Here is a 21639-nt window from a genome sequence, read left to right as displayed (position 1 = left end):
GCGGAAAATGTGTGCAAAACGTTAACATCACAAGCCGAAAGGTCGATTTTCTTGCCAAAATGCTGACGAAACGTCAACACTTGCGTGGAAGTCATACGCACGAACATTCCAATCCTGCGCACGACTCAAACGCTGGGCGCATCAAATCCAAGCTTTGCGTTCATCGGAAACACGCACGGTTCAAGCGGATTTTCGAGAGGCGTGCCCAGACTTTCGAGGAGCGTAGCCTAATATTGCAAACGATCAGAGTAGTAGCCAGCCAAAGAACCTTCGTCTCCGCCTCGCAGCGGGTTCGAAGGTTCTTTTTTGACGCGATAGAGATATCGGACCTGTTCGGATATGACTCATAGCGGGCATAGAAGCGGGGCGGCCACCATTTGCAAAGCAACCGCCGGCCGCTGATGTTATTCCGCCGCGTTTTGCGGGCCGGGGCATGTTTCTCCTTCGACCGCGTCGGCTGCTTTTTCCTCCGCAGGCTCCACGGTCACTCCGTCTTCGATTGCCGGTTCCGCCGCGAACGGGCCTGCCGCATCGTCCGCCGCCGCATGCTCCGAGTCGCCTGCCGTTTTCTTGTTCGCCGTTGCCGCATCGCCCTCCGCCTTTGCTGTCGCCCCGCTCGCCTCTTCGCTCCGCTCTAAACTCTCCGCTCCTGCCGCCTGCGTACCCGGAAAACGCTTCGCGATCCATTCCGTGAACAGTGCGTAATCCCGCTCCACGACATCGGCATACGCATAAGCGAACTGAGAAATATGCTTCGCGAACGCATCGGGATCATCCCCCATCGCCCTGGCAATTTCTTTTTCGCTATGATACGGCAAAATGCCCAAACTCACATCGAAGTCGGCCCGCGCGTGCATCTTGGCGGTCAGCTGTCCCATGATCGTCAGCACGCGCTCCATATCCCCGGTCGTTTGCAGCGCCTCAAGCTTTAAGCGCTTTTTGTACGGGGAACGTTCGCGGGTGTAGAAATGGCGTCCGTCCATCGTCAGGAAGCCCAGATAAGGATCGGCTTCATGGTGCATCGCTTGTTGGGTAGCCGTTACGCGCTTGCCTTGGTGCGCAAAAGTCTCCCAGAACGATTCGGAATACGGCATAAAATAAGCGGGAACGGGTACGCGAACCTCTTTGACCTCCAGCACGGTATCGTCCGAATCCCGGTCGCCTGTTGCTTCGGCCGTACCGCCTTCGATCAGCACATAGAAGCGGTTCAATCCGATCGAGGCCGTGCCCGAGCCGTGCTTCACCGCGATATCCTTGATCCGGTAGTGCTCCTCGCCCGGCCGACGGCACAGCAGCGTATCCATGTAAAAGCTCCAAGCTTGCTCAAGTCCGCCGCGCTCGGTTTCGGTCGGCTCGGCCAGCTCGTTATTTTCGAGAAATGCGCGTCCGCCGCCGCTTTGCATCCGGGCCGTCACCTTTTCCAGAAAATGTCCTTGTTGGCGTTTTTCCAGCTTGCGAAGCAGTTTGCGCACCGCTCCTTTTGCACAGTCGGAATCGACTACGAAATCAGCCGGATCGTCTTTGCCGGAAGCGAACTTGCCGATCTGCTTGTAATACGACCGTATGTAATGCGCCGCCGCGTCGACCTGCTCTTCCGCGGTATACCCGAGCTGGCGTCCGACCAGTATAATGCTGACCGCCATCCGTACAACGTCGTACAGGTAAGAGCCGACATAGCCTTCGTCGAAGTCGTTTACGTCGTACACGATGCGCCCGTCGCCGCTCTGGAACGCACCGAAATTTTCGAAATGCAGATCGCCTTGCACCCAGGTCGGGCGTTCCTTCGGGGTATGGTAAGGGAAGTATTGGCGCGTCACGTCGAAGTAGAACAGATAGGCGCTGCCGCGATAGAAGGAGAAAGGGCCGAGTGCCATTTTGCGATACTTCTCTGTGCGTTTGGCGTCGTCGAGCCCCATGCGTTCTCCGTCGAATTCGTCGAAGATCGAAATCAGGGTGTCCTGACGCAGCTTTTTTCGCGTGCGCAGAACGCCTTCGGTAATGCTTGCATGGACAGTAGACATGAACGTTCACTCCTTCGAATATGAATCCGATCCTGTTCGATGCGGCGTCTAAGGCACGATTGCGGTCAGGCTACGGAAAAGGATTTTCTGCATGGAAAAGCATACGCAGAGAGCTTGCCCGAGGTTGCAGCGATCATTTATTTTCATGGCGCGCAGATGGATTCTATGATAGGATGGGCAGCGCTGGCAGTACATGATGCTGCGGCGGGGCCGAATCGGCCATTTTCTACAGAGGACGTGAACCTGATGATTTTAGTGACTGTACCGAAGCCGGATGTCTCGATCGAGAAGCAGGAGAATCCGCAGCTTAGCCATATTTACGGATTTACCGACTTCCACCTGATCACGCGCGAAGAAGCCGGCATTTTTATGTTTTACGGCGAGAACGACGAATTGCTGTTCGTCGGCAAAGCCCGCAAGCTCAGACCGCGGATCAAAAAACACTTCGAAGACAGCGTATCGCCGATGAAAAACCATCGCGAAGAAGTCCGCCGTATCGAGGTCTGCCTGGTCGCCGACCCGACGCACCGCGATATTTACGAGACGTATCTGATCAACAGCGGCCGGGCCAAATACAACGTCGATAAAGTGTTTTACAAATAACCGACGTCCGAACAGGTCTTGCGCCGTAATTAAAAAGCCTGTCCCCCGAAAACGCGTTGCGGCGTTCGGGAGACAGGCTTTTTTGCGATATTACGCGCGGTGATCCCACTGATGGTCGCCCGACAGATACTTTTCCGTCAAGATCGACAACAGTTGAATGCCGACTTCGTTATGGCCGCCTTCCGGAATGATCAGGTCGGCATACTTTTTCGAAGGTTCGATAAACGCTTCGTGCATCGGCTTGACCGTGCGCAGATACTGGTCGTGCACCGAGCGGATGCTGCGGCCGCGTTCTTCGATATCGCGCACGACGCGGCGAAGAATCCGCACGTCCGGGTCGGTGTCGACGAATACCTTGATGTCGAGCAGCGCGCGAAGATGTTCGTCCGACAGAACGTGCAGTCCTTCGATAATGACGATATTGTTGGGCTTCAGTTCGACCGTCTGATCGACGGAGCGGGCGTGCAGCGTGAAGTCGTAGACCGGCGCGTACGCCGCTTTGCCTTCTTTCAAATCGTTCAGGTGCTTCACCATCAGATCGTTGTCGAACGCGAACGGATGATCGTAGTTGATCGCTCCGCGCTCTTCGAAACTCAGCTCCGGATGGTCTTTATAATAGTTGTCCTGAGATATGAACGTAACTTTTCCGGCGCCGAGCCGGTCGATGACGGATCTCGCTACCGTCGTTTTACCGGAACCGGTGCCGCCGGCGATACCAATAATGAGCATGGCGATCGATAAACCTCCCTAGGTTGATGGCCGATTGCAATTGTTTGCAATTTCAGTATTGTAGCACAGTACGCGCTTTTTTTCACCCGATTTTGTAGGATTTATGTAACTCTTGCAAGAATGGATTGCGCGTAACCGACCCCGCCGCTACAATTGAGAAACGTAGATTCGTTAAGCAGGAAGATTCGCGCCGGGCGCCGAACCTTTTTTTGACGCCCTTTCCCGCTTTCGCCGCGCGCCAGCTACACTCTTGACCGGCTTTGCTTAGATCCGGGTCAAGAACCGCACCCACACCCCAAGAACGGGAGGCAATCCTCTTGAAGCATAAACACGGCAGCCCCAGTTTGAGCCGGCTGATCCGCCTTTCCATGAACGCATCCACGCTGTTTACGATCCTTGTGTTCGCCGTCATCGTTACGATTCTCCTCTCCATCGTGATCCGTCCGCTCGCCCAGCTCGGCGCCCAACTTGTGGCCCACTCCACCATGCGCGAAATGACTTCTCCCGCTTTTCCCGAAAACCACGGCATCGCGACGCTGACCGACCTTTCTCCGCAATCGCCGGGCTTCGAGCGCTGGTGGAAAACGGTGGAACGGCAGGAAGTCGTCAATTACCGCATTCCGCTGCTTGACGGCAACGAGCCGCTGGAGTACGACGAAGGCCGGGAAATGCCGCGCGCGCTGCATACGGTCGATATGATCGTCGAACTGGACGGGCGGGAGCTGTACCGAAGCGCGTATCTGTCTTCTTCGGGTACGGCGGAAGACTCGCTGCGCGAACGCAACTGGTTATACGATTATTTCAACAAACCGTATTTCGCCCCGATCCTGAACGACGACGGGCAAGAGATCGGCATGATCACCGCCCGCATCTATCCGCCGCTGCTGGTCGAGATCGTCGGCGTGACGGCCGCGCTGATGCTGCTGCTCGGGCTGCTTTGTTTTTACGTCAATTACCTGCTCGGCAAATGGCTGATCGGCCCGCTGCTGCTCTCGCTGGGACAGCTCCGCGCCGTGTTTCAAAAGCTGGCCGACGGGCATGTGGACGAATTGTTCGACAAAGGCGTGCAAATGGACCGCTCCTATTCGGAGATCGAAGACATCGCGGTGGAGACGGGCCGGATCATTTCGAACACCAAAATGCACATGGAACAATTGCAGGAAAAAAACGAAGAACTGGAATCGCAAAAGCTTGTGCTGACCCGGCAGGCGACGATCGACGGACTGACCGGACTCAATAACCGCCGCCACTTTTTGGAACTGATCGCGGGCAGGCTCGAAGAACCGGGACTGATGCTGATGCTGCTCGATATCGACGATTTCAAGCGCGTCAACGATACGTACGGCCATACGGGCGGCGACGTGATCCTCGAAGGGTTCGCCGACGTGCTGCGGAATGATTTTAACGGCAATTCGGTAACCGGACGTTTCGGCGGCGAAGAATTCGCGGTATTCGCGACCGGATTGTCCGAACCCGAGATGCGGCTGAGCGCGGAAAAATTGCGCGCCGCGATCGAAGCCGCCGTGTTCGATCTGCCGGACAGCCGTCCGATCGGCGTCACGTCGAGCATCGGGATCGCGTACGCGTACCGGAGCAGCCTGACGTTCGAAGAATTGTATCAGCAGGCCGATGCCGCGTTGTACAACGCCAAGCGCGCCGGAAAAAACCGCGTGGTCGTGTTCGGCGATTCGCCGCTCAGTTTGCCGGGCTAAAAACTTGTTTCGCGAGATCCTTTGCAGGGGATGAAGGAATGAAGACGATCTCCGCCGAATCATTCAATACTTGGAGAAATTTTCAATATCGACCTTTTCTATCAACCTATATCCTCGTGAACGGGAGGCTCAGTCGAATCGTGGAACAGTCGCATAACGAACAAGTGAGTGATAGTTTTGTCGTCCGGGCTTTGGAAGAGAATCTGGCAATCATCCGTTTTGATATCAGCCGCCGCGTGGTGTACGTCAACGATAAATTCGCGGACGTGATGGGGTATCGCAAAGAAGACATGATCGGCATGGATCATCGGCGGTTTTGCTTGCCCCAGTTCGCCAACAGTTCCGAATACGATCGTTTGTGGCGGGACCTGCTTAGCGGGCGCACGTACGAAGACAAGGTAGAGCGGATAGCCGCCGACGGGAAAAAACTGTGGCTGCAAGCGACTTACATGCCCGTATTCGGCAGCAACCGGCAGGTGATCGGCGTATGCAAGGTCGCGTCCGACATCACCGACCGGATCGAAACGATCTCTACGGTGACCGGCGAGCTGGAACGCATGTCGGACAAGCTGCACAGCAAAGCGGACGTAGGCATCCGAAGAAGCCGTTCGCTCCTCGAAAGCATCGAAGAGATCGCGGAAGTGTCCGGCGAAAACATTTCCACGCTCGAAAATCTTCAGGAGCAGGCGGAGTCGATTCGGGGCATCGTGCATACGATTCAGCAGATCGCGTCCCAGACCGGTCTGCTGGCCATGAACGCGGCGATCGAAGCGGCCCATGCGGGCGAACACGGAAAAGGATTCAATATCGTGGCGAAAGAAGTCGGCAAACTGTCCGGACGCGTCAGCGAGTCGATCGTCGAGGTGCGCCATAACATCGAAGGCATCGCGCGCGAGGTCGGCAATATTACGCGCGGCACCGATCGTGCCAAAAGCAGCGTCTATAAAAGCCAAAAAGAAATTCGGCGGGCGCTTGAAGAATTCGCCGAAATCTCGGAAGCCTCCAGGCAACTGGACACGCAGGCCAAACGCTTTTCCGACTTGGTCTGACGCTTCGTTTGACCGGGAAAAAAGCGGACACTTTTGAAAAAGGCAGGGTAACCGTCAAGGCAATCCTGGCTTTTCTCGAAAGTGTTTTTTTATTGCGGAAAAATTGTTCTAAGCAATCGCAAGATTCCTGCCGATATATTTGCCAAGAAGTTTGATGGGAAATCTAATTGCGCAAAATTTCTATTAATTATTTAACACATGGAGGCTCGGGGACATCATGAACGGATCGAATATGCAGCAGGCCGAAGATCAGGTTAGCGACACTCTGGTAGTCAAAGCTTTGGAACAGAATCTGGCTATTGTTCGTTTCGATCTGAATCGCCGGGTCGTCTATGTGAACGATAATTTTGCCAAAGTGCTGGGTTACACCAAAGAACAAATGCAAGGCATGGACCACCGGCAATTTTGCGCGAAAGAATTCGCCGACAGTGTCGCTTACGAAAAGTTTTGGCGCGACCTGTTCGGCGGACGCAGTTACGAAGACAAAATCGAGCGCGTTACCGCGACCGGACGCCGGATCTGGCTTCAAGCCACCTACATGCCGGTGCTGAGCGAAAGCGGCAAAGTGCTCGGCGTGTCCAAAGTCGCGTCGAACATCACGGAACGTATCGAAACGATCTCGACCGTCATGAACGAACTTCAACAGATGTCGGACGGGCTTAACATCCGTGCCGAAGGCGGAATCGAACGCAGCCACGCGCTGCTGCAAAGCATCGAGCATATCGCGCAGGTCTCGCACGACAACATGAATACGCTTGCCAGTTTGCAGCGCCAAGCGGAATCGATCCGCGGCATCGTGCAAACGATCCAGGACATCGCGTCGCAAACGAGCCTGCTGGCCCTGAACGCCGCGATCGAAGCGGCGCACGCGGGCGAACACGGCAAAGGCTTCGATATCGTCGCCAAAGAAGTCCGCAAACTCGCGAACCGCGCCGGCGACTCGATCATCGAAGTCCGCCGCAACATCGAAGGCATCACCAAAGAAGTCGACAATATGGCCAGCGGCACCAACCTTGCCCAAAACACCGTCACCGAAAGCCAGGAACAAATCCGCCTGGCCCTGGACGAATTCGCCGAAATCTCCGCCGCTTCCGGCGAACTCGATGCCCAAGCCAAAGAATTTTCCAAACTGCTCTAACCCTTTTTTGAAGTAATCCATATCACCACCTCCACAAGAGACGACCGAAGAAATTCCTTTCGAGGTGCTGCAAAAAAGACCGGACCGCCTGTCCGGTCAATATGTCGAGAAATTCCAACGTAACTGGAAGCGAGAAGACGGAGAGAGAAATTCAGTGAAAGATGCCTTTGAACTTGAAAAACTACATCTTAAATTTCAATCCAGTTTTCCAAGTGAGACAGCATCTTGAACGAATTTCTCTCGGAGTCTTCTCGCTTCCCCCCACTAACGTAACTTTCTCGACAGCCCAGAGACCGGACCACAAGGTTCGGTCTTTTTTTCAAACTTAAAAGGAATAACTCCATGTCGAACGAATACATTCAAATAATCAAGAATTTTGTCGAAAAACATATAAATCTCAACTGGAAAATGACGATATAAAAGGTAACAACTTATTGGGCAAAATTAATTTGAAAGATAGGGGGATTTTATAATGAGCACGGAAATCGTATCAGCGGTCAACAACGATCGGATCATGGCCGCAATGGAAAAAAGTCTGGCGACCATCACCTTCGATCTGGATCGTCGGGTGATCGACGTGAACGCCAACTTTGCCGGAGCGATGGGCTACACCCGCCAGGACATGATCGGCATGCAGCATCGACAGTTTTGCTTTCCCGAATTCGTAAGCAGCCCGGACTACGAAAAGTTCTGGCGCGACCTGATGGCCGGACAAAGTTTTCAGGATAAAATCGAACGGATGGACGCGCGGGGACAACGGATTTGGCTGGAAGCGACCTATATGCCGGTACTCGATGAACAAGGTCGCGTAGTGGCTGTGTTCAAAGTGGCAACCGATATTACCCGCCGCCAAAAAAGCATCGAAGAAGTCGTGTCCGAACTTCAGCAGATGTCCGAAGGCTTGAACGTACGCGCGGAATCGGGCATCGTGCGCAGCACGGAATTGCTCGGCAGCATCGAACGGATCTCGGAAGTATCTGAAAAAAATATCGCCACGCTCGCCAGTTTGCAAGGCCAGGCGGAGTCGATTCGCGGCATCGTGCAAACGATTCAGGAGATCGCGTCGCAGACCAGCCTGCTCGCGCTGAACGCGGCGATCGAAGCGGCGCATGCCGGCGAGCACGGCAAAGGGTTCGATATCGTCGCCAAAGAAGTCCGCAAACTGGCAGGCCGCGTGAGCGACTCGATCGTGGAAGTGCGACGCAATATCGAAGGCATCACCAAGGAAGTCACCAACATCACGGAAGGTACCAACCAAGCGCAAGAAAATATATCGCGCAGCCATTCGCAAATCCGTACCGCGATGGAAGAATTCGAAGATATTTCGGCAGCTTCCGAACAGCTCGATGCACGCGCACGCGATTTCAATACGATTATCTAATAATCAAACTGTTCCTAATAGGAGATAAGTAAAATCGCGAAAAAAGTCGAATAATCAATGGACAAGCCAGCCGGCCGTTCCGACTCCCGGCTTTTTTGTCACGGGATTCTTTTCGCTTATAATGAAAAGAAAAGAATTTCGCGAGGAGGAAAACCGATGAAGTTGTCGATTTTGGATTATTCGGAGATCCGAAGCGGAGCTTCGCCGGAGATCGCGTTAACTGAAAGTCTTCGACTGGCTCAAGCGGCGGAGCAGTGGGGATATCATCGGTATTGGGTGTCGGAGCATCACGGCAACCGGGTGCTGGCCGGTTCGGCGCCGGACGTGCTGGTATCCGCGCTGGCCGCCGCGACGAAAGGCCGAATGCGTATCGGTTCCGGCGGCGTTATGCTGCCTATGCACAGCCCATTTGAGGTGGCCGAAAGATTTTCGGTGCTGTCGGCGCTGCATCCGGGCCGAATCGACCTCGGAGTCGGCCGTTCGACGGGAGGGCGGGCCGAGACGTCGGCCGCGCTGCTGGACGGGCGAAGCGGTTCGTTTCAACGTTATCCCGAGCAGGTCGCCAAGCTGGCGGAATATATGCGAGGCACGTCAAGTCCGCCCGTGACGCCGCGTCCATCCTCGCCGCCGGAGCTATGGCTGCTTGGCTCCAGCGAAAGCGGCACGCAGATCGCGGCCGATCACGGGCTGGGTCTGGCTTTCGGCCATTTTATCCGCGCACGGGCAGGCCGGGAAGCGGTGCGGAATTACCGGGAACGGTTTGTCCGTTTCTCGGAAACCGACCGTCCCCGCGTATTGGTGTCTTTGTTCGCCGTGTGCGGCCGAGACGAAGCGGAAGCGGAGCGGCTTGCGCGCGTGTTTGACGATTATTTGCTGGATATTGCGGAAAACGGACGTTTGGACGCGGTGCCGTCTTTTGCGGACATTGATTCGCGGCGTTACACGCAGCAGCAGCGGGAAAAAATGGCTGCCGGGCGGCAGCGGATGGTCGTCGGCGATCCGGCCGGGGTGCGTCGGCAGTTAATCGCGCTGGCCGATCTGTACGAAGCGGACGAATTGATGCTCGCGACCGTATCGCCCGATTTCGGCATGAAGCTGAAGATGTACGGGCTGCTGGCGGAAGCTTTCCGGTTGTCGCCCGCGTAACGGGAACGAAAATTCGCAACCGATGCGTGCCTTGCAGCCGATTGCATAAAGAAAGCCGTTCCCAAGCCGGTGAAGGCTTGTGGAACGGCTGCTTGAACGAGCTTTTTTTTGCGGAACCGATCTTTATGCAGAACCGACTTTTAGCGCACGTAGCGCGAGATCGTGTTTTCCAACAGGTCGGCGATATATTGAGGACCGCGGCTCAATTCGCCGCGCGCGAACCGGACGCGAACGAGACTCTCGTCCGTGCCCATCGCTTCCGAGAAAAAGCCGCCCAGTCCGCGCGCGCGCCGATCGACTTCGAGCAGCAACTCCAACTCGCCGTCGTGCTGGCTGAACACCACTTCCAGCTCGTCGAGCTGGCCGCGGAATTTGGTGGTCGGCACGTACTCGAATTCCTGTACGAACGACAGCGGCCCGCGGTGACGCGGCGCGTAGTCGTTCGTGACTTCGCGCAAGCGGAAGCCCAACTGCTCGATCGCGTCCAGTGCGATCTGAATTTCGTCGCTCGGCGTTACATTCAGCGCGTCGCGGTCGGTCGCGTCGACGGCGCTCGGAATGTCCAGACCCGTTTCCACCCAGACGCCTGAACTGCGCAGCGTGATCGGGGTGTATTCCGGCAACGTGAAGCGGAACGGGATTTGTTTGCGTTCGCCTGCCCGAAGCGTAAAGCGCTCGCTCAGCAGATACTTCGTGATCGTCGCCGTTTCGCGCACTTTGCGGTCGTCGTGCTCGCGGATATACTCCGATTTGATAAACAGATAGATACGGTCGACCTGCTGCTCCGTTTGGCCGCCTTCGATATGTACGACGCCCGAGAGTTCTCCGCCTACCGGCACCTGTGCGTTATCGAGCACCGTATCCACTTTGGCATTGCCGATTCCTACGCTAGCCAGCATTTTTTTGAAAAAAGACATAAATGTTCACCCTCCGTTGGATTGATGCCAGATATACGCGGGTTGCCGAAAAACGGTTTCATTCGGCGGAGCAAATTTTTTCGGCAAACGGCAAAACGGGCAAAAAACGCGCCGCGCCGGTCACTTCGCGATCTCCGCCATCGCTTCGCGCAGCGTCGGATAACGGAACGTGAAGCCGGCTTGCAGCAAACGCTCCGGCGCGACCCAGCGGCTTTTGAGGATCAGCTCCGTTTCCGTGCGAATGAAGGCTGCTCCGGCTTCCAGCATCCAGGCGGGCGCGGGCAAGCCGAAGCTTCGGCCATAGGCTTCGCGCATGATGCGCATCTGCTCCTCATTCGTGACCTGCTCGGGAGCGGACGCGTTGAAGACGCCGGACAGATCGCCGCGCTCTTCCAAAAACTCGAACATGCGGCATAGATCTTCGAGATGTACCCAACTGAAACGCTGGCTGCCCGGTCCTTGTTTGCCGCCCAGGCCGAAGCGTACCAGATTAACGTAAGGCGTCATGACGCCTCCGCCTTTGCCCAGCGCGATCGCGATCCGCAACACGGCTTTGCGCGTATGGGGCGTCGGCGCGTCGAAAAAGGTTTGTTCCCAGGCTTTGGCGACCTCGACCGAAAAGCCGTTGCCGATCTCGCCCGATCGCGCGCGTCCCGGTAAATGGTGGCGGTGCCGGAATTGATCCAGAGTTTCGGCGGCTGCGGGCAAGCGGCGACCGCTTCGCCGAGCGTTTGTGTCGTGCGGGTGCGGGACTCCATGATTTCGCGCCGGTTTTGCTCGTTATAGCGGCAGTTGACCGAACGTCCCGCCAGATTGATCAGCAGATCGGCGCCGTTCAGAGCCTGCTCGATCGCCGCCCGGTCTTCCCAGGAGACATGACCGGAACGGCGGGAGATCATGACCGTTTCATAGCCTTTTTTCATATACCGTTCACGCAGCGCTTCGCCGATAAATCCGGTCGCTCCGGCCAGGACGATTTTGCGAGCGTGAATTGAATTATCAATCTCATATTCCATTATTATGCTCCTCTGTAATCCGAATTGGTCTTCTTATCCCGAAACCTTGCCCGACTGGGATTTTTTCTGCATATTCTACGAAATTTGTACCCATGTTCCCTTCAAATCGCTCACTAAATTGACGATAAAGCGAAAAGGGCATATTCTTTTACGCTGTCTGCTTTGGGATGAAAATGAGGCAGCGATTATGATAGAAAGACGTTTTTACGGCAACAAAAGTTTGTCATCGACACCATGTAAAAGGCTGGAGGAGAATCGGAATGAACAGATACGCCGGAAACGGAGAAGACGACCAAGCGGTCGCAACCGAATGGAATATTCTGCTGATCGGAGGCGGTCGCGACGAAGCGTTGTTGCTGTCCCGCCTACTGGCCGATTTTCGTTTTGAAGGCCGCGGCATTCGCCTGCTGCACGCCGCAGACATCGCCGAAGCTCCCAAAATGCTCGAAGAAGAAACGGATATCGCGGTCGTGATGCTGGAACTCGGCGATTCGGAAGACAGAAAGCCGCTGTATTTGGTCGATTATATCCGTCGCACGCTGCTTAACGCCGCGGTGCGCGTCGTGGTCGTGGCCGATAAAAGTTGGGCGGACGCCGAAGAAGAAATCATGTTCCGCTACGATATCAACACGTTCCGCCTCAAAGGCGAGCTGGACGGCGGCATCGGCAAACTGAAGTCCGCGCTGGTCGGTTCGCTGCGGGCTTACCGGGATTTCAAAAAAACCGAAGACGAGAAAAAAAGCCTCGAATACGTAGCCTTGTCGTCTTCGCTGGTGCTGAACGCCGCTTCGCTCGAAGAGTTGGGCCATGACGTGCTGCACCATCTGGCGTCGATCCTGAACACGAAATACGCGTACGGCGGGCTGATCCTGCAAAAAAGCAACCGGCGGTGGCGCAAACTGGCCGCGACCGGGCGGTTCGTCGATCTGGACGCGAATATCCTGCCGTGGCAGATCGAAGATATTTTGCCGCTGCTGCGTACGTTCAATCAGGAGCAGGCATTGTTCGAAGGCTTCGACTTTTATTCGCCGAACGTGTCGGGCACCGAACGGTTGATCTTTATCGATCCGTACCGGACGCCGAGCGAATGGGAATATTATCTGGCCGAATCGTACTGCGCCAACACCGAAGCCGTCTTCGAAAATTTGGAACTGCGGCACGAGATCGAAAGCACGCAAAAAGAAATCATCTACACGCTCGGCGAAATCGCGGAAACGCGTTCGCAGGAAACGGGGTTCCACGTCAAGCGCGTCGCGGAATACACGAAGCTGCTGGCGCTGAAATACGGACTGCCGGAAGAAGAAGCGAACCTGCTGGCGCTGGCAAGTCCCATGCACGATATCGGCAAAGTCGGCATCAGCGATTCGATCCTGAACAAACCCGGCAAGCTCACGTTCGAAGAATACCAAACGATGCAGGGACACGCGATTTCCGGTTACGAGATGCTGAAGCATTCCAGTCGCCCGATTCTCAAAACGGCGGCGATCATCGCGCTTCAGCATCATGAAAAATACGGCGGCGGCGGTTATCCTCAAGGATTGAGCGGCGAAGAAATCCATCTGTACGGCCGGATCACCGCGATCGCCGACGTGTTCGACGCGTTGGCGAGCGACCGGGTGTACAAAAAAGCTTGGCCCGTTTGCGAGATTATCGACTTATTCAAAGAAGAACGGGGCAAACATTTCGATCCGCGATTGACCGATTTGTTTTTGGAACACCTGGAGGAATTTTTGGAAATAAAGTCGCAGTACACGGACGAAAAAGTATTTTAAACGGCGCAGGCAATACGGAAACGTTCGATCCCGTCGGACGAAAACCGTTCTGCCGCGCCTCTTGTGTTCATGCCTAAAATTTGGGACAATGAAGAACGAATACTCGGCTGTGCGGCATAGTCCCGCAGAGCCGAATTTTACGTACCGGAAAAAGCGGGCAAGCCCCGATATTCCGGGTTGAAAAGAGGGTAACGCAACATGACGAGCAAACCATCCATTTACGGATTGACTTTGGAAGCAATGTCCGGCTGGCTGACGGAGAACGGGGAAAAGAAATCCCGTGCCGCGCATATCTGGAAAGCACTGTATAGCGAGCGCGTAAGCGACTTTTCGCAAATGACGGCCGTGAACGCGGACTGTCTGCAACTGCTGCAAGAGCGCTTTTCGCTCAACACGATGAAGGAATTCGTCAAGCAGGAAGCGTCCGACGGCACGGTCAAATTTTTGCTGCAACTGCATGACGGAAGCCTGATCGAGACCGTTCTGATGCGTAAAAAGTACGGGCTGTCCGTTTGTGTGACGACGCAGGTGGGCTGCAATATCGGATGCAGCTTCTGCGCGAGCGGCCTGATCAAGAAAAGCCGCGACCTGACGGCGGGCGAGATCGTCGAGCAGATCATGACCGTGCAGCATTACCTCGACGCGGCGGGCAACGGGGAAAAAGTGACCAACATCGTGGTGATGGGCATCGGCGAGCCGTTCGACAACTTCGAGCATCTGATCAACTTCCTCGACGTGGTCAAAGACCGCAAAGGTCTGGCGATCGCGGCGAAACGCATCACCGTGTCGACCAGCGGCATCCCGGCCAAAATCCGAGCGTTCGCCGATCTCGGCACGCAAACGCATCTGGCGATCTCGCTGCACGCGCCGAACAACGAGCTGCGCACGCAGATCATGATGATCAACCGCGCGTTCCCGCTGGAGAAGCTGATGGACGCCGTGCGTTATTATCTCGACACGACCGGACGCCGGATCATGTTCGAGTATATCCTGCTCAGCGAAGTCAACGACGGCTTGGAGACGGCGGCGCAGCTTGCGGACCTGCTCGACGAGTTCAAGGAACTGGCGAGCATCAACCTGATTCCGTACAACCCGGTCGACGAGCACAGCCAGTATCAGCGCAGCACGCCGGAAGCGATCAACGGCTTCTACGATGTGCTCAAAAAGCGCGGCATCAACGCCACGGTTCGCATGGAACACGGAACGGACATCGACGCGGCTTGCGGACAGTTGCGAAGCAAGCAGATGAAAAAGGATAAAGCGGCGGTTTGATTCCTTTTTGCATTTTGATTTAGAAGTTACTTACGCCTTTGCGCCTGACGGAAATGCACATAGCTGAGGCGGACCGTGCTTTAATTTCGGGTGAAGCAACCGCCGATCGTTCGGCATCAACAGGCGGTTTTGCGATTGTTGACTTTTTGCACACATTTTGCGGATTTTAGCGGCTGTTTTTTTGAAATGCTGATAAAAAGTCAACAAATTTCCGGTTTTATGCTGATTTCGCGACTATTAGGGAAGAAATGTTGACGAAATCTCAACATGGGCACGAAAAATCGGGAATTCGGCTTGAATTGTTGACTTTTCGTGCACAATTCGAGACGCACCAGACGCACCAGACGCACCAGACGCACCAGACGCACCAGACGCACCAGACGCACCAGACGCACCGGCTGTAGGCTGTTGACGCACAGGCGCATGCCGCTCGACCGAAACCGCGATATCGTGCCCGGATTCATCGCGATATCGCGCTGCTCCGGTTCAACTCGTTTTCCGTCCGATCGACACCCAGCTATCCTTTTCCGATCCGGTTTTTGCCCTAGGGCGTGTCTTCAAACCTGCCAATGTGCATCTTTTGCCGCCTTTTCGCCCTCCACAGCGTCACTTTCCCTTGACGTGCCCCGGCACGCCTTCGGAAAAGTTCCTTGTTGAGAACGAAAATTCGGCAAAATCTGCTTCTATTGAGGTTTGAAGACACGCCCCAGGGCGAGACCGGATTTTTATTGCGCATTCCAAAATGAAAGCGTTATAATTTTGAGTGATAAACGACTTCTGCACGCGAAAACGGAAGGAGCGGCAAAGATGATTCGTAAAGCTTCGGTCATGAAGGTGTACAAGCAGCATCACGAAGAATACCGCAAACGGCATGACGAACTATGGCCCGAGATGAAGGAAATGCTCAAAGAGCACGGCGTATCGGAATACTCCATTTTCTTGGACGCGGAGACGGACAGCCTGTTCGCCTACCTCACGATCCGGGACGAAGAGTTGTGGGCGCGTTCCGCCGATACGGACATTTGCCGGAAATGGTGGGCGTATATGAAAGACATTATGGAAACGAACTCCGACGACAGCCCCGTATCGCGGGAACTGCCGGAAGTATTTCGCTTGGCGGATTAGAGCGTGTCTTCAAACCTGCCAATGTGCATCTTTTGCCGCCTTTTCGTCCTCTGCTTCGTCACTTTCCCTTGACGTGCCCCGGCACGCCTTCGAAAAAGTTCCTTGCCGAGAACGAAAATTCGGCCAAATCTGCTTCCATCGAGGTTTGAAGACACGCCCTAGCAGAAATACAGGGAAAATACTCCTGTTCGGTGTCCGGTACGAGATTCGACACGAGTCCGGCGTCAACGGTCAAAGCGCGATTCCCGATTGTCGGGGGGTCGGGCTTTTTTTCGTTTGCTCTTGTTATCATCCGCATGATCCGCAGAATCCGTCGCATTTTTGCTGCCTTTTACCCGAATACCTTTTCGATAGCGCCTTCATATTTTAACCCAAAAATTTCATTGCGATAACGCGGTAAATCAATTACGATCTTGGAATGACATTCGTGCAACGAAGGTCCGATAAATAGAAAGAAATCGGGGGAAACACATGGCTAATACACAAATTTGGATCTCGCTCGGCATTTACTTGGCAGGCATGTTGGTGATCGGTTGGTTTGCCTATCGGCGAACGTCCGGCTTGTCGGATTACGTGCTTGGAGGTCGCAGTCTCGGCCCGGCCGTAACGGCTTTGAGCGCCGGAGCGGCAGATATGAGCGGCTGGCTGCTGATGGGATTGCCAGGCGCGATGTACACGCAAGGGCTGAGCGCGGGCTGGATTGCGGTAGGCTTGACCGTCGGTGCTTATGCAAACTGGCTTTACGTGGCACCGCGCTTGCGCACCTACACGGAGGAAGCGGGCGACTCCATGACCATCCCGTCTTATTTGGAAAACCGCTTCGGCGACGGCACGCGGATCGTGCGCTTGGTGTCGGCGCTGGTCATTATCATTTTCTTCACTTTCTATATCTCGTCCGGCATGGTCTCCGGCGGCATCCTGTTCCAATCGAGCTTCGGTTTGGATTACCATACCGGACTTTGGATCGTCTCGATCGTCACTATCGCTTACACGCTGTTCGGCGGCTTTCTTGCAGTGAGCTGGACGGACTTCGTGCAAGGCATGATCATGTTCCTGGCGTTGATTCTGGTGCCGGTCGTCACGTTGATTCATAGCGGAGGAATCGGCGGCTCGCTGAGCGAGATCCGGGCGATCGACCCGACGCTGCTGGACCCGCTCAAAGGAGCGAGCTTCCTCGGCATCGTCTCGCTGCTCGCCTGGGGTCTGGGCTACTTCGGCCAGCCGCATATCATCGTCCGCTTCATGGCGATCTCTTCCGTCAACGAAATCAAAAAAGCCCGCCGGATCGGCATGGGCTGGATGATCTTCTCCGTAGGCGGCGCCATGCTGACCGGTCTGATCGGCGCCGCGTACTTTTCGCGCGAAGGCTTAAGCCTGAACGATCCGGAGACCGTCTTTATCGAGCTATCGCATATTTTGTTCCATCCTTTGATTACCGGATTCCTGCTCGCCGCTTTGCTTGCCGCCGTGATGAGCACCATCTCTTCGCAGTTATTGGTAACGTCCAGCTCGCTGACCGAAGACCTGTACCGCATTCTGCTGCGCCGCGGCGCATCCGATCGCGAACTGAACGTCGTCAGCCGCCTTGCCGTATTGATCGTCTCGATCGTGGCGCTCGCCCTGTCGTACACCAAAAACGACACGATCCTGACTCTGGTCGCTTATGCCTGGGCCGGCTTCGGCGCTTCTTTCGGCCCGGTGATCCTGCTGAGCCTATATTGGAAAAAAATGAACCGTTGGGGCGCTCTGGCCGGCATGGCCGCGGGCGCGATCACCGTTATCGTCTGGGCCAACGTTCCCGTGCTCAAAGACGCCCTGTACGAAATCGTCCCCGGCTTCGCCGCCAACCTGCTCGCGATCTTCGCCGTCAGCCTGCTGACAAGCAAAGACCGACTGTCGAAAAAGTCACGTTGACGATCTCTTTAGTCTCTCTCCCCTATCTCCCTCCAAAATACGAGCGAGCCCAGCGGAGGGAGAAATTCAGTGAAAAACGCCTTTGAGCGCGTGAAGCTGCAAGCTTTCTACGCGAGACAGCGTTTTGAACGAATTTCTCCCGCAGCGCCTCCCCGCTCGTTCTTTTTCCCATCCCCCGCAACCGTTTCCCCACAAAACACGTATACTGAAAACGTAAGCCAAAACCATCAGCGTCAAATCTTAGAAAAACTCGAGACTCATTCAAGAAAGAGGGATAACCGAATGGACAAAGATATCGGAGTCGTACTGTTCGAGAAAATGGTCGGAGGCGAGCTGCGTCAGATCGAAGAGCGTCCGTGGAGCATGAATATGGTGGCTGCGCTCGAACATGCGAATTACCTCGTCGTTCAGGGTAAAGAATATGAAGCCGTCGAAGGCCGCCTGAACGTCGATACGGGCAAGTTGGAGCTGCTGCTCGTCCCGATGCACGGGTAAAACTGTAGCCAAACAAGAAATACGCAGTTTTGAAGGAGGGACAAAACGTTGGACCACACGGGAAAAGAACGATATACGTTAAAAGAGGACTCGCCGAATCGATCTCTTTCGCCAAGCGAACCCGTCAACCGCAAACAAATCGTCGAAGCAAGCCGTGACAATCGCGAACCGGGCTTCAGCCGTCCGATCAAGGTACTGTCGACGTCGCTGGGTCTTGCCCTGATCGCCAACACGGCGTTTATTCCGGGCGGTGCATTCGCTTCGAACAATTCAGGTAGTTCTGCCGAACCGACACTGGTCGAAGCCTCGACGGAAGAGGTCAAGCAATATTACGATCCGCAAGTCGATTGGAGCCTGCCGATCACGGAAGAGGATCTTCAGGAGCAAGAGCAGACGACCGCGCCGTCCGACGGTTCAGGCGGAACGGTCGTCAACAACTATTACGGCGGATACGGCTCGGGCTTCGGCTGGGGCGATCTGATGCTGTACCATTTTCTGTTCAACAACGCGGGCGTCTACTCGTCGCGCACCTGGAATCAGACTCGCGGCGGATATTACGCGGGATCGACCCGTCCGTACACGCCGCGCACGTACAGTACGGGCAGTTTCCAAAACCGCGAAGTGAGCGGCTCCACGGTACGTCCGAAGACCTCGAATTCTACGGGTAAAATCACCCGGCGCTCTACCTCGTCCAGTTCCGGCGGCGTAGGCGGCAAATCCAGCGGACTTAGTTCGTCGGGTTCGAAGTCTTCGGGTTCGAAGTCGGGAGGCTTCTTCGGCGGATGAGCGGGATTTTTCGCATCATAGGCAAGCCGTCGGAGAACCGCGAAGCGCTTGTCCAAGAGCTTCACGGGTTGGGTTTTACATGGGCAGATTACGAAGACGAGCGCTACTGGATCGATCAGGTTGCGGTCATGGACGAGTCGGTGCATGCCGAGTTGGAAAAAGCTTCGCAACGGTTGTGGAACGTGTTCGACAAAGCGGTCCGTTACGTGCATCGCCGCCGCGATCTGTACGAGCTGATCGGGATTCCGCCAGTGTTGTGGAACATGCTGGATCAGGCTCCGGTCGCGGAAGAACCGAAGATCAGCCGTTATGCACGCTTCGATTTTGCCATTTCACAAGATCCTGAAGCCCCGGAAAAAGTCCGTATCAAGCTGCTGGAGCTGAACGCCGATACGCCGACCGGTTACGTCGAATCTTCGATCGCGACGCCCTGGATGTGCGAGCGTCTTGGCGTGCGCAGCATGAACGGCGGCATGGCGGAGCAGGTTCGGACGGCTTGGGCGTACGAACAGCCGGAAACGGCGGCCTGTATCGCTTACGGCGAACATGCCGAGGATTCCGGAACGATCGAGGCTTTGGTCAAACATAGCGGCCGGGATATGCGGTTGGTGGACTGCCTGGAACTGACGATCGACGACGGTCTGGTAAAAGACGGCGAAGGCGTGCCTATTCATCGCATGTTCGCCCTATATCCGAAAGAATGGATGTCGGTCGACGACGGAGGCGAAGCGCTGGCTTACGCGGTTGAGAGCGGACAGCTTAGACTGTTCAACCATCCGCACGCCATTTTACTGCAATCCAAAGGCATGATGGCTGTCGTCTGGGGTTTGCACGAACTGGGCATGTTGTATAACGACGGGGAACGCGAAGCGATAGCCCGTTACATGCTGCCTACATACAACAAGCCTTTGTTTTCCGGCGATTACGTGTCCAAGTCCATGTTTGGCCGCGAAGGTGGCTCCGTGCGCATGTATGGGCAAGCTGGAGAGTTGGAATTGCAAGACGAAGAAGGTTATGACACGAGCGGGCTTTTTCCGGTCGTGTATCAAAAAAGAGCGGATCTGCCGCGCGTGAACACAGCCGAAGGCGAGCTGCATTTGCTTGCCGGGATGTTTGTAATCGACGGCGTTCCGTGCGGAATGCTGGGCCGTGCCGGAGGACTCATTACCGGCAATGCCAGCCATTTTATCGCGTTGGGAGTGGAATAGATGCTGCGAAATATGCAAAGCGGAAACAAGCGCCGATTGCGGATGTTTGCCGTGCTGCCGATCCTGCTGCTCGCGCTTGCGCTGGGTGCCTGCTCAAGCGGCTCCGTGCTCAGCACGAATAGCGACGACGGTCCTGGCGTGAACACCGTACCCTGGGATTACCGGATTCAGGAAGGCTCCGTCGGCGATCTGATCGGAAGCGACATGACCGTGCTGCCGGACAACGAGCTGCTGGCGAACGACAACAACTATGCGACAGGACAGCAGATATGGACGCTGCAATCCATGAGCGCCACGCTGACGACCGACGATCAGGGGCGCAACGACGTGCAGCTATCCGGCTGGACGACGCTCAAGTCATACCCGGACGAAGCTTCGGCGAAGACCGACCTGGAGAATCTCAAAGTGTCCGTCACGACGGATGTGGACGTGGTGGGCGTGTATAAAACGGCGCTGAACGGCGAGACGCGCAACTTCGCCGTATTGGAACTGCCTTCGGGCAACCGGATGAAGCAGCCGGTAGACGATACCCGTTACGGCAAATTGAAAGACGCCAAAGAGGTTGCCGTCGTGCTGGAAGAAGTACATGACTTTGCCGATTACGATCTGGCATATGCGAAATTTCGGGGGTGGGCCAATTGATGGCGGAATTAGGATTTGACTGGACAACGTTTTATAACATCGGAGTCAGCTTGGTCGCGATCATCGTGCTGCAAATCATAGGCATGCTGATCTTCTTCCTCAAGACTCCGTTCAACGACATGGACGAATTGAAAAAAGGCAACGTCGCCGTAGGTCTTGCCCTCGGCGGCAAGTTTATCGCGACCGGTATTATCCTCGGCATCTCCGCCTACACGAACACGTCGATCTGGTTTATGGCGATCTGGTTCCTGATCGGCCAAGTCTGCATGGTGATCGTGTACGGGGTGTTCGCGCTCGTGACGCCGAAGTTCAAAGTGGGGGAAGAGCTGGAAAAAGGCAACGTAGCGGTTGGCTTGCTGCTGTGTGCGGTGTTTATCGGGACGGCAATTTCGATCAGCAGTTTGATTATTTGAATTTGGCTCGAAAGAAATCCTGTTCGCTTAGGGAAGCGGGGGGCTGCGGGAGAAATTCGTTACGGTCGCGTGTTGAAATTGGGAAGCTGATTGAATTTTATTAAGGAGGCTTCCCAATTTCAAAGACGAACGCTATCGCTCCTTCACTGAATTTCTCCCTCCGCCCTAGCTTCGCCGGGGAAAACATTTCTTTTTCGCCTATAGGGGCGGGGAGGAAGGGATTTGGACATGTAAAGGCCGCGCTCACGATTCCAGTGAGCGCGGCCTTGTCTGGACAGGGCGGTTTTAAATCAAAACATT

General features: G+C 55.3%; 19 protein-coding genes and 1 pseudogene. 16 read left to right on the top strand and 4 right to left on the bottom strand.

The genetic code is table 11. The features are described from left to right. Nucleotides 1–404 precede the first annotated feature (404 nt). A complete protein-coding gene (locus WKI47_RS17225; protein WP_340228398.1) occupies nucleotides 405–2021 on the bottom strand; it encodes a DUF2252 domain-containing protein in 1617 nt (538 codons plus the stop codon). A gap of 246 nt (nucleotides 2022–2267) precedes the next feature. Between WKI47_RS17225 and WKI47_RS17220 the strand changes: the two genes are divergently transcribed. Next, entirely contained in the window at nucleotides 2268–2624 is a 357-nt protein-coding gene (locus WKI47_RS17220) for a nucleotide excision repair endonuclease (protein WP_340228397.1), read from the top strand. Nucleotides 2625–2714: 90 nt separating this feature from the next. On the opposite strand, the gene udk is transcribed toward WKI47_RS17220, so the two are convergent. Continuing rightward, the gene (udk, locus tag WKI47_RS17215; protein ID WP_340228396.1) at nucleotides 2715–3353 is read right to left on the bottom strand and encodes a uridine kinase; all 639 of its coding nucleotides are present in this window, start codon (nucleotides 3351–3353) and stop codon (nucleotides 2715–2717) included. A 317-nt stretch (nucleotides 3354–3670) separates the two neighbouring features. Here udk and WKI47_RS17210 point away from each other — a divergent pair, with 317 nt between their 5' ends. The 5 genes from WKI47_RS17210 (at nucleotide 3671) to WKI47_RS17190 (ending at nucleotide 9779) form a co-directional block, all read left to right on the top strand. After that, on the top strand, nucleotides 3671–5065 hold the full coding sequence (locus tag WKI47_RS17210; protein WP_340228395.1) for a GGDEF domain-containing protein: 1395 nt from the start codon (nucleotides 3671–3673) through the stop codon (nucleotides 5063–5065). Nucleotides 5066–5205: 140 nt separating this feature from the next. Beyond that, a complete protein-coding gene (locus WKI47_RS17205; protein ID WP_340228394.1) occupies nucleotides 5206–6114 on the top strand; it encodes a methyl-accepting chemotaxis protein in 909 nt (302 codons plus the stop codon). A 217-nt stretch (nucleotides 6115–6331) separates the two neighbouring features. Further along, complete coding sequence (locus WKI47_RS17200) at nucleotides 6332–7252, top strand: methyl-accepting chemotaxis protein (protein ID WP_340228393.1); 921 nt, start codon at nucleotides 6332–6334, stop codon at nucleotides 7250–7252. A 472-nt stretch (nucleotides 7253–7724) separates the two neighbouring features. Further along, nucleotides 7725–8633: a methyl-accepting chemotaxis protein gene (locus WKI47_RS17195; RefSeq protein ID WP_340228392.1), complete on the top strand. Its 909-nt coding sequence runs from the start codon at nucleotides 7725–7727 to the stop codon at nucleotides 8631–8633. A 156-nt stretch (nucleotides 8634–8789) separates the two neighbouring features. Continuing rightward, nucleotides 8790–9779 carry an LLM class flavin-dependent oxidoreductase gene (locus tag WKI47_RS17190; RefSeq protein WP_340228391.1) on the top strand — a complete coding sequence of 330 codons (990 nt, stop codon included), beginning with the start codon at nucleotides 8790–8792 and terminating at the stop codon, nucleotides 9777–9779. A gap of 140 nt (nucleotides 9780–9919) precedes the next feature. On the opposite strand, the gene WKI47_RS17185 is transcribed toward WKI47_RS17190, so the two are convergent. Beyond that, the gene (locus WKI47_RS17185; protein WP_340228390.1) at nucleotides 9920–10696 is read right to left on the bottom strand and encodes a sporulation protein; all 777 of its coding nucleotides are present in this window, start codon (nucleotides 10694–10696) and stop codon (nucleotides 9920–9922) included. Nucleotides 10697–10816: 120 nt separating this feature from the next. Beyond that, nucleotides 10817–11712 (bottom strand): annotated as a pseudogene (locus WKI47_RS17180) (TIGR01777 family oxidoreductase). Between the two features lie 260 nt (nucleotides 11713–11972). On the opposite strand from WKI47_RS17180, the gene WKI47_RS17175 reads away from it, so the two are divergent. The 10 genes from WKI47_RS17175 to WKI47_RS17130 all read left to right on the top strand — a co-directional run bounded on the left by WKI47_RS17175 (nucleotide 11973) and on the right by WKI47_RS17130 (nucleotide 21339). After that, nucleotides 11973–13484 carry an HD domain-containing phosphohydrolase gene (locus WKI47_RS17175; RefSeq protein WP_340228389.1) on the top strand — a complete coding sequence of 504 codons (1512 nt, stop codon included), beginning with the start codon at nucleotides 11973–11975 and terminating at the stop codon, nucleotides 13482–13484. A gap of 198 nt (nucleotides 13485–13682) precedes the next feature. Then, nucleotides 13683–14756: a 23S rRNA (adenine(2503)-C(2))-methyltransferase RlmN gene (gene rlmN, locus WKI47_RS17170; RefSeq protein ID WP_340228388.1), complete on the top strand. Its 1074-nt coding sequence runs from the start codon at nucleotides 13683–13685 to the stop codon at nucleotides 14754–14756. Nucleotides 14757–15007: 251 nt separating this feature from the next. Continuing rightward, a complete protein-coding gene (locus WKI47_RS17165) occupies nucleotides 15008–15160 on the top strand; it encodes a hypothetical protein (protein ID WP_340228387.1) in 153 nt (50 codons plus the stop codon). Between the two features lie 403 nt (nucleotides 15161–15563). After that, nucleotides 15564–15881 carry an L-rhamnose mutarotase gene (rhaM, locus tag WKI47_RS17160; protein WP_340228386.1) on the top strand — a complete coding sequence of 106 codons (318 nt, stop codon included), beginning with the start codon at nucleotides 15564–15566 and terminating at the stop codon, nucleotides 15879–15881. Nucleotides 15882–16352: 471 nt separating this feature from the next. Further along, nucleotides 16353–17795, top strand: coding sequence for a sodium/proline symporter PutP (putP, locus tag WKI47_RS17155; protein ID WP_340228385.1), 1443 nt, complete (start codon nucleotides 16353–16355; stop codon nucleotides 17793–17795). Nucleotides 17796–18077: 282 nt separating this feature from the next. Then, nucleotides 18078–18290 carry a hypothetical protein gene (locus tag WKI47_RS17150; protein WP_340228384.1) on the top strand — a complete coding sequence of 71 codons (213 nt, stop codon included), beginning with the start codon at nucleotides 18078–18080 and terminating at the stop codon, nucleotides 18288–18290. Between the two features lie 48 nt (nucleotides 18291–18338). Next, nucleotides 18339–19076: a hypothetical protein gene (locus WKI47_RS17145; protein WP_340228383.1), complete on the top strand. Its 738-nt coding sequence runs from the start codon at nucleotides 18339–18341 to the stop codon at nucleotides 19074–19076. Beyond that, a complete protein-coding gene (locus WKI47_RS17140) occupies nucleotides 19073–20284 on the top strand; it encodes a glutathionylspermidine synthase family protein (protein ID WP_340228382.1) in 1212 nt (403 codons plus the stop codon). Before WKI47_RS17145 ends, WKI47_RS17140 begins: the two co-directional genes overlap by 4 nt. Continuing rightward, complete coding sequence (locus tag WKI47_RS17135; RefSeq protein WP_340228381.1) at nucleotides 20285–20926, top strand: signal peptide protein; 642 nt, start codon at nucleotides 20285–20287, stop codon at nucleotides 20924–20926. Further along, on the top strand, nucleotides 20926–21339 hold the full coding sequence (locus tag WKI47_RS17130; protein ID WP_340228380.1) for a DUF350 domain-containing protein: 414 nt from the start codon (nucleotides 20926–20928) through the stop codon (nucleotides 21337–21339). The genes WKI47_RS17135 and WKI47_RS17130 overlap by 1 nt, the downstream gene beginning before the upstream one ends. The last annotated feature ends 300 nt before the right edge of the window (nucleotides 21340–21639 follow it).

It is taken from the genome of Saccharibacillus sacchari (assembly GCF_037722395.1).
Classification (GTDB): domain Bacteria; phylum Bacillota; class Bacilli; order Paenibacillales; family Paenibacillaceae; genus Saccharibacillus; species Saccharibacillus sacchari_A.
Note: the sequence above shows the minus strand (reverse complement) of the source record. Positions and strands in the feature narration are given on the sequence as shown.

What these genes read in the sequence shown, in the direction of transcription:
- WKI47_RS17225 (WP_340228398.1), bottom strand. Translation starts at nt 2,021, where the DNA reads ATGTCTACTGTCCATGCAAGCATTACCGAAGGCGTTCTGCGCACGCGA.
- WKI47_RS17220 (WP_340228397.1), top strand. Translation starts at nt 2,268, where the DNA reads ATGATTTTAGTGACTGTACCGAAGCCGGATGTCTCGATCGAGAAGCAG.
- udk (WP_340228396.1), bottom strand. Translation starts at nt 3,353, where the DNA reads ATGCTCATTATTGGTATCGCCGGCGGCACCGGTTCCGGTAAAACGACG.
- WKI47_RS17200 (WP_340228393.1), top strand. Translation starts at nt 6,332, where the DNA reads ATGAACGGATCGAATATGCAGCAGGCCGAAGATCAGGTTAGCGACACT.
- WKI47_RS17195 (WP_340228392.1), top strand. Translation starts at nt 7,725, where the DNA reads ATGAGCACGGAAATCGTATCAGCGGTCAACAACGATCGGATCATGGCC.
- WKI47_RS17190 (WP_340228391.1), top strand. Translation starts at nt 8,790, where the DNA reads ATGAAGTTGTCGATTTTGGATTATTCGGAGATCCGAAGCGGAGCTTCG.
- WKI47_RS17185 (WP_340228390.1), bottom strand. Translation starts at nt 10,696, where the DNA reads ATGTCTTTTTTCAAAAAAATGCTGGCTAGCGTAGGAATCGGCAATGCC.
- WKI47_RS17175 (WP_340228389.1), top strand. Translation starts at nt 11,973, where the DNA reads ATGAACAGATACGCCGGAAACGGAGAAGACGACCAAGCGGTCGCAACC.
- rlmN (WP_340228388.1), top strand. Translation starts at nt 13,683, where the DNA reads ATGACGAGCAAACCATCCATTTACGGATTGACTTTGGAAGCAATGTCC.
- rhaM (WP_340228386.1), top strand. Translation starts at nt 15,564, where the DNA reads ATGATTCGTAAAGCTTCGGTCATGAAGGTGTACAAGCAGCATCACGAA.
- putP (WP_340228385.1), top strand. Translation starts at nt 16,353, where the DNA reads ATGGCTAATACACAAATTTGGATCTCGCTCGGCATTTACTTGGCAGGC.
- WKI47_RS17150 (WP_340228384.1), top strand. Translation starts at nt 18,078, where the DNA reads ATGGACAAAGATATCGGAGTCGTACTGTTCGAGAAAATGGTCGGAGGC.
- WKI47_RS17140 (WP_340228382.1), top strand. Translation starts at nt 19,073, where the DNA reads ATGAGCGGGATTTTTCGCATCATAGGCAAGCCGTCGGAGAACCGCGAA.
- WKI47_RS17135 (WP_340228381.1), top strand. Translation starts at nt 20,285, where the DNA reads ATGCTGCGAAATATGCAAAGCGGAAACAAGCGCCGATTGCGGATGTTT.
- WKI47_RS17130 (WP_340228380.1), top strand. Translation starts at nt 20,926, where the DNA reads ATGGCGGAATTAGGATTTGACTGGACAACGTTTTATAACATCGGAGTC.